7 protein-coding genes are annotated in these 7,346 nt (G+C 66.1%); 5 read left to right on the forward strand and 2 right to left on the reverse strand.

Annotated elements, in window-relative coordinates; translation table 11 throughout:
* The 3 genes from E1261_RS41440 to rsrA form a co-directional block, all read left to right on the forward strand.
* Positions 1-665, forward strand: a 665-nt coding sequence (locus tag E1261_RS41440; protein WP_338033989.1) for an alpha/beta hydrolase family protein, incomplete at its 5' end; no start/stop codon positions are given.
* Positions 666-791: 126 nt separating this feature from the next.
* A complete protein-coding gene (locus tag E1261_RS41445) occupies positions 792-1,415 on the forward strand; it encodes a sigma-70 family RNA polymerase sigma factor (protein ID WP_132415251.1) in 624 nt (207 codons plus the stop codon).
* Complete coding sequence (gene rsrA, locus E1261_RS41450; RefSeq protein ID WP_132415247.1) at positions 1,412-1,690, forward strand: mycothiol system anti-sigma-R factor; 279 nt, start codon at positions 1,412-1,414, stop codon at positions 1,688-1,690. The genes E1261_RS41445 and rsrA overlap by 4 nt, the downstream gene beginning before the upstream one ends.
* A gap of 19 nt (positions 1,691-1,709) precedes the next feature.
* On the opposite strand, the gene E1261_RS41455 is transcribed toward rsrA, so the two are convergent.
* Entirely contained in the window at positions 1,710-4,178 is a 2,469-nt protein-coding gene (locus tag E1261_RS41455; RefSeq protein WP_165952820.1) for an XRE family transcriptional regulator, read from the reverse strand.
* 327 nt (positions 4,179-4,505) lie between these two features.
* Complete coding sequence (locus E1261_RS47220; protein ID WP_369759046.1) at positions 4,506-4,580, reverse strand: 50S ribosomal protein bL37; 75 nt, start codon at positions 4,578-4,580, stop codon at positions 4,506-4,508.
* A 253-nt stretch (positions 4,581-4,833) separates the two neighbouring features.
* On the opposite strand from E1261_RS47220, the gene E1261_RS41460 reads away from it, so the two are divergent.
* Both E1261_RS41460 and E1261_RS41465 read left to right on the forward strand, forming a co-directional pair.
* Positions 4,834-6,195 (forward strand): HD-GYP domain-containing protein, encoded by a 1,362-nt coding sequence (locus E1261_RS41460; protein ID WP_132415249.1) that lies wholly within the window; start codon positions 4,834-4,836, stop codon positions 6,193-6,195.
* On the forward strand, positions 6,192-7,346 hold a 1,155-nt coding region (locus E1261_RS41465), incomplete at its 3' end, for an HD-GYP domain-containing protein (RefSeq protein WP_132415250.1). The genes E1261_RS41460 and E1261_RS41465, both read left to right, overlap by 4 nt.

The raw sequence follows: 7,346 nt of genomic DNA on the forward strand, positions 1-7,346 counted from the left end.
GTGGGGAGGCTGCGGATGACAGGATGGGGCGGGTGACCGACGAACGGATTGTGGGGACGCCGCACGGGGAAGCGCGGATCGTGGCGCACCGGGCTCGGCGGCCGGTGGCGACGCTGGCGCTCGGTCATGGGGCCGGTGGGGGGATCGAGGCGCCTGATCTGGCGGCGCTGGCGGCGCGATTGCCGAAGCAGGACATCAACGTGTTCCTGATCGAGCAGCCGTGGAAACGGGCCGGGAAGAAGCTCGCGCCGGCGCCGAAGATCCTCGACGAGGCCTGGATCGCGATCGTGGGGCAGTTGCGGATCCGTACGCCGCTGGTGATCGGTGGCCGGAGTGCCGGTGCGCGGGTCGCCTGCCGGACGGCGAGCAGTTTGGGAGCGTCCGGCGTACTGGCCCTTGCCTTTCCGCTGCACGCTCCGGGCAAGCCGGAGAAGTCGCGGGTGGCCGAGTTGCAGGGTGCTGGGTTGCCGACGTTCGTGGTGCAGGGGGAGCGGGACACCTTCGGGACGCCTGATGAGTTCCCGCCGCTGACCGAGATGGCCGTCGTGCCGGACGCCGACCACTCCTTCAAGGTGCCGAAGAAGGCCGAGCTCAGCCAGGACGAGTCGTACGACCTGCTGGTCGAAGCTGTGTTCGAGTGGGTCGTCCGGGAAGTGTCCGGATAGTGGTCACCCGCTGACCGTCGCGGCGCGGGGAATTACGCCGTACCGGGCCTTGTTGTGATGAGCATGACGGCAACGAGTGTGGCTCCGGCGCGGAACGCTGGGAAGACCCCGGTATTCTCGATCACGATGCCGACACCGACCACGACCGAGACACCCGAGCAGCGGACCGCGCGCTTCGAGCGCGAGGCGCTGCCGTTCCTCGACCAGATGTACGCCGCCGCGATGCGGATGACCCGTAATCCGGCCGACGCCGAGGACCTGGTCCAGGACACCTTCGCGAAGGCGTACAGCTCGTTCCACCAGTTCACGCCCGGCACCAACCTGAAGGCGTGGCTGTACCGGATCCTGACCAACACGTTCATCAACGGGTACCGCAAGCGTCAGCGCCAGCCCACGCAGTCGCCGACAGAGGAGATCGAGGACTGGCAGCTCACCGCCGCCGAGTCCCACACCCCCGGCGGCCTGAAGTCGGCCGAGGCGGTCGCTCTCGAGCACCTGCCCGACTCCGACGTGAAGTCGGCCCTGCAGTCGATCCCCGAAGACTTCCGCCTGGCCGTGTACCTGGCCGATGTCGAGGGCTTTGCCTACAAGGAGATCGCCGACATCATGGGTACGCCGGTCGGCACCGTGATGTCACGCCTGCATCGTGGCCGGCGCCAGCTGCGTGAGCTGCTGGCCGATTACGCCCGCGACCGCGGCCTGATCGCCGCCTCGGACGACGACGCGACCGCGAAGAAGGAGGAGTCGTGAGCTGCGGCGAGGACCACGACGTCGACTGCAACGAGATCCTCCAGCGGGTCTACGTCTTCATCGACAACGAGATCGAAGGCGCGAGCACCGAGGAGATCCGGCAGCACCTCGAGGAATGCGCCCCCTGCCTCGACGAGTACGACCTGGAACGCTGCATCAAGAAGCTGGTCCACCGCTCCTGCGGCTCCGACCACGCCCCCGATGCCCTCCGCCAGAAGATCCTCCTCCGCCTCACCCAGATCCAGGTGGAGACAACGATCACCACCACCGACTGAACCGGTCCCGTAGACCGGTTCAGATCGCGTGATGGGTGAACGCGTAGGTGTAGGGATCGCCGCGGCGTAGCTGGTCGACGAGGTCCCGGGCGTATTTCTCGTGGATCGGTGAGACTCGGGTGAGCTTGCTGACGGCTTGGGTGGCATTGAGAATAGCGGCGGTTCGGTCGTCGGCAGCTGCCTGGATTCTGGCAAGCTCCAAATAGAGCCGTCCTTCGCGAATGTTGTCTGCGGACCGTCTCGCGAAATGGATACCAGCCTCGGCGCTCTCGATTGCGATCGCGTACTTGCCTTGCGCAGCAAAGAGGAGCGCCCGGGTCTGCATGGACTCGGTGCGGCAGACGTCGTCGGCCAGCTCGTCGGAGATGCGCTGTGCCTCGAGGTTGTACCTTTCGGCGTCTGCCCAGCGGCCGGCCAGCAGGTGCGAGAAGGCCGCGTTGGCGTTGCGCTTCTGCTCGGACCGGCTCGACCCGATCTGCTGAGCGAGCTGGATCCCTCGATCGAAATTGCTATCGGCCTGTTCGTAGTCGCCGACCCGGTTGTAGAGCACGCCCAGGGCGGTGTGCGCGACACCCTCCAGAATCACGTCACCGACCTTCTGGCTGAGCTCCAGAGACTGCTTGCCGAGCTCCAGCGCTTCTTCGACGCGGTCGAGACCGGACAGTACGTAGGTCAACGAGGAGCAACAGCGCGACTGTCCGGTGAGGTCGTCGGCGTCCTGGAACATCGTCAGGGCTTTGGAGAGGATCGGCGCCGCTGACTCGAGCCGTCCGTTCTCGACGGTGGGAATGGCGCGATCGTGCTGCAGCCATGCCGCCGTCAGCGGAAGATCGAGCTTCGTCGCGAGCTCGACCGCTCCACGAGCCATCTCCTCCATCTCCATCCAGCGCCGGCGCGACTCGTGATATCCGAACATCGCGAGTGCGACCTCAGGCAGCATCGGCGAGCCGGCCAGCGCCGACGATGCGGCCTGCATGAAGCGATCCATAAGGTTTCGTTGCTCGGCGTCGAACCATGCCAGAGCTGACGTCCGGTCAGCCAGGGCGGAGATCCGCACGGGAGGGACGCTGGCGAGCGCCATCCGAGGACTGGTGGGGTGCGTCAGAAGGTGACATTGCCACGCGCAGCCGATGTAGAAGCGCAGCAAGCGCTCCAGACCTGCGTGATCATCGGACACGGTCAGGGTCTCGTCAGCGAGCTCGCGACCATAAGCGCGGATCAGATCGTGGAATCGGTAGCGCTCCGGTGCGACCGACTCCATCAGGTTCAGGTCGGCGAGCCTCTCGAGGATCGCATTCGCTCTCCGCACCGGTAGGTCGAGGAGCTGGGCCGCGACAACCGTCAGCAGGTCCGGTCCATCCGGAATGCTCAACAGTGGCAAGGCTCGTGCCGCCTCGCGATCGAGAGCGCGGTCGCTGTTCTGCAGGAAGTCGACCGAGCTCGCGATGTTGGCGCGTACGCCGGTCTCGTCGGATCCGAGGGTGTCCAGACGGCGATCCTCGTCCTCGAGCAGCTCGACAAGGTGCTGGATCGGCCAGCTGGGGCGCGCGGCAAGGCGGCCGCCGATCAGCCGGACGGCCAACGGGAGGCGGCCGGTGAATGATGCCAGTGCGTCCGCTGCCGCTGGCTCTGCAGCGATGCGGGACTGCCCGATGACACCTGACAGCAGCTCGACGGACTCCGACTGCGACAGCGCGTCGAGCCGCACCTGCCGGGCACCCGGGAGTGGGGTCAACGATCCTCGGCTGGTGATGATTGCCGCCGACCCCGGGTTGCCGGGCAGCAACGGCATCACGTGTGCCGCATCGGCGGCGTTGTCGAGGAACAGCAGGACGCGCCGTCCGGCCAGCTGCGAGCGCAGCAGCCCGGCGGCCTCCTCGACCTCGTCGGGGATGAGCTGTGGCTCGGTGCCGAGGGACCGCAGCAGCTGCCGCAGAGCATCCGTGGTCGAGACCGGCTTGCCGGGGCCGTACCCGCGAAGGTTGAGGTAGAGATGGCCGTCGGGGTAGCTGTCGACAAGCTTGTGGGCCGCCTGGACGGCCAAGGTGGTCTTGCCGATCCCGCCCATCCCGGTCACGGCCACCAGGCCGACGGTCGTGCTGGGTACGCCGTCCTGGACGCGCAGCACATCGAGAATTGCCTCGATCTGGGCGGTTCGGCCGGTGAAGTCGGAGACGGCCGGTGGCAGTTGCCAGGGCATGGGCAGAGCGTCGGAGCCGGACACGTCCGGCTCCTCGGCCTCGGCGGTCTGGCTCTTGCCTCGTGCAACGGCCAGGAATTCGGCGGCCTCGGCCTTGTCGAGGCGAAGGACCTTGATCAGGGCGCGGATGGTGTCGATGCGTGGGCGGCGGCGGGTGCCGCGCTCCAGGACGCTGATGGCCTGGTCGCTCAATCCGGCCTTGGCCGCAAGTGCGGCCTGGGTCAGCCCGGCGCGGCCCCGGTATTTGCGCAGTAGATCACTCAAGCTCTCGCCGGTCAGCTGACCCACCTCCCTCCTGCAATCAGCCCACTCCTGGGTGACGGCCAGGGCGGGTGGTCCGGGGCTAACAATAGGAGTCTCCACCGACGGTTCGCTGGAGTTATCCACACCCGGGTCGCTGAGGAGCTGGTCCGGGGTCGGTTGGGACGCCTTACGTTCCCGCACGATTTCGTGCAAAAGAATAGCCCAACGAGCGTTTGAAGATCGCATTCAGTATGCGGATGGAGACGCTCCGAATACAGGACCTCTGTGAAAGGTGGTCTGCAGTGTGTTGTGACCAAATTGCAAAGACCCCGGCTTTGGGCCGGGGTCCTCGCTTTGCGTAGTCGCCTGACGTCAGGCGTTGGGGCGCTTACCGTGGTTCGCGCCCTTCTTCTTGCGCGCACGACGCTTGCGGCCGGTCTTGCCCATTTCAAAGCCTCCTAGAAACAACTGCAAAGAGTCACAGTCTCTCATACCACGCACGGTTGCTCGTGTCCGGCGGTGGGTCACGGTCTGGCTTACAGTGTTTCGGCGCGGCCCGCGCGAGCAAAATTCAGAAGAGTCAGCGATGCGCTGTCTAGCCCCCCTGAACCAGCTTCGGTTCAAGACTTCGCCGCTGATCGGAGGTGGCTTACCATGGGCACGTCAATCTGGGAGTGGTGACTCTTATTGAAGGCGTGTGATGACGACGACGTTGCACCGTTCGGCGCTTCGCCTTCTGGTGACAGCGGCTTCGTTCGTCGCGCTCGCAGTCTGGTTGATCGCGATCCGCAAGGTCGACGACATTCCAGCCACTGCACAGCTCTGCGTGGTCGCGCTCGTCGCGAGCACCCTGAGATTTCCGCACGGCCCGGCCAGAGGCGCCAGCATGGCGACGATCGTCATCATGTCGGTGTACGTGATCTGCGGGCCGTCCACCGCCGTCGTCGTCGCGGGCGTGGCATCGCTGGCACAGCCGCGCAACGTCCCGATGATGAAGCGCCTCTACAACAGTTCGCAGTGGATTCTGACCGCTGCTGCCGGCGCGCTCGGCTACGGCCTGCTGGACGGGCCTACCGGCGACGCAGCGCTTGACCAGGCCCCCCAGGCGATCCTGGCCGTGGTGGTGGCCGGTCTCCTGCATCAGGGCGCGAACGCAGTGATGATGGCCGCCGTGCTCGGTCTCGAGCGGGGGGCGAAGGTCGTCGTGTTCTTCTTCCGCGATGTCGTCGGATCCACTGCCTTACCGATGCTCGGCTACAGCTGCCTCGGTGTGCTGATGGCCATGACCTGGACCGGTGGGCTACGGATCGTCGCCGGGCTGCTGGTCATGGTGCCGCTGATCGTGGCCCGCTGGGCGCTGACCCAGGACGAGGCGGAGCGACGGGCGCAGGAGGCGGCGATGCGCGCCTTCATCCAGGTCATCGAGACCAAGGACCTCTACACCCGTGGCCACTCTGAGCGAGTCAGTCAAGGTGTGGGCATGGTGGGCAAGTTCCTGAAGCTGCCCGAGGACCGGCAGCAGGCGCTCGAGCATGCGGGCCTGCTGCACGATGTCGGCAAGGTCGGCGTACCGACCAGCATCATCCGGAAGCCGGGACGGCTGAACGATTCCGAGATGGATGCGGTCCGGCTGCATCCCGCTCGCGGGGTCGAGCTGATCGGCAACATTCCGTTTCTGGAAGAAGTGAAGTCGGCAGTTCTTCACCATCACGAGAAATACGACGGAACTGGTTATCCGGCCGGTCTCAGTGGCACGAATATTCCGTACTTCGCCCGGATCATCGGGATCGTGGACGCATTCGACGCGTTGACGTCGACTCGCTCGTACCGGCCGGCCCGCAGTGTCGAGGAGACGTTGGCGATCCTGGACAAGGACCGGACGAGCCACTTCGATCCGCAGCTCGTCGATGCTTTCATCACAGTGATTCGGTCCCAGGGCTGGACGGCCGCACGGAAGGAACAGCCGGCGCCGGACGAGACGGTCGAGGCCGGAGTGGACCACGATGACCTCAGCCTGGACAGCGGCGGCGGCGCCTCTGGATCGGCAGCAGGTCCCGCATGAGCCTCGATGAGAGCTTCGATTCGAGGAAGCTCGGCAGTGGCGCAGTGATCCTGTGCGCCGGCTCTGTGATCGGAGTCGTCGGGCTGCTGATCACGGTGCGGCACGGCGTGACGGAGTGGGCGTTCGCAGTGGTCTTCGGCCTGCTCATCGCCATCGGCGAGATGGTGCAGTTCCGGGTCGACCGCAGCAAGAATCGGGCTCCGATCGCGACCAGCGCGGCCCTGGCCTATGTGATGTTGCGGGGACCGTCGCTGGCAGACCCGCCCGAGTTGGCCCAGATCATCGCCGTGACGTGGCTGGCGACTCTGGCCGGCATCGCGCCACTGGCGATCGCCGGTCTCCGGTGGGATCTGGTGGTGTCGAATCGGCGCGTCATCTCGGTCTGGTGTGCGGCAGCCGTGTTCGCGGCCGTGACACCGAGCGATTTGGACTGGGACGGCTCCTGGCGCCATGGCATTCCATTGATCGGTGCCATGGTTCTAGGGGTGCTGGCGGCCGGGTTCATCGATGCTCTGGTCGGGGCGGGGCAGGCGACGGAGCGGCTCAATATTCCCTTCCCGGCGGCGTTGCGCGACGAGCTTGCTGTCATGGGCCGGATCGGTATGGCGATGGCCCTGAGCGGCGTGATGCTGGCTGCTGGTACGTCGTTGATCGGGCTATGGGCGGTGCCCTTGGTGGTCGTGCCGCTGTTGCTGACGCAGTTTGCGTTTCGGCGGTTTGCTTCGGCGCAGCGGACGTATCGGACGACTGTGCGTTCGATGGCTCGGAGTACTGAGATTGCGGGGTTCAGTTCGCCGGGGCAGAACGCTCGGACGGCGCAGCTGGCGGTTGCCATGGGCTATGACCTGGGCCTGACGCCGCCTCGGATGGAGGCGTTGGAGTATGCGGCGCTGTTGTCGGGGGTGGGGCAGTTGGCGTTGGCGGATCCTTCGCCGGGTGGGGCGTCGTTGCTGCGGACTCGGGAGGAGCGGCAGCGGGCGGCGGAGATCGGGGCGTCGGTGATTGAGCGGTCGGGGGTGCTGGATCACGTGGCGGAGATCGTGCGGCACTCGAATGATCCGTATCGGCATGGGCGGGCCAACAATGCCGAGATTCCGGTGGAGAGCGGGATCGTGAACGTGGCGCTCGCGTATGAGCAGTTGGTGGGGGAG

This window comes from Kribbella albertanoniae (assembly GCF_004348455.1).
In the GTDB taxonomy this organism is placed as follows: Bacteria; Actinomycetota; Actinomycetes; order Propionibacteriales; family Kribbellaceae; genus Kribbella; species Kribbella albertanoniae.

Excerpts from the sequence above, each read along its gene's own strand:
- E1261_RS41445 (WP_132415251.1), top strand. The coding sequence starts at position 792 with ATGCCGACACCGACCACGACCGAGACACCCGAGCAGCGGACCGCGCGC.
- E1261_RS41460 (WP_132415249.1), top strand. The coding sequence starts at position 4,834 with ATGACGACGACGTTGCACCGTTCGGCGCTTCGCCTTCTGGTGACAGCG.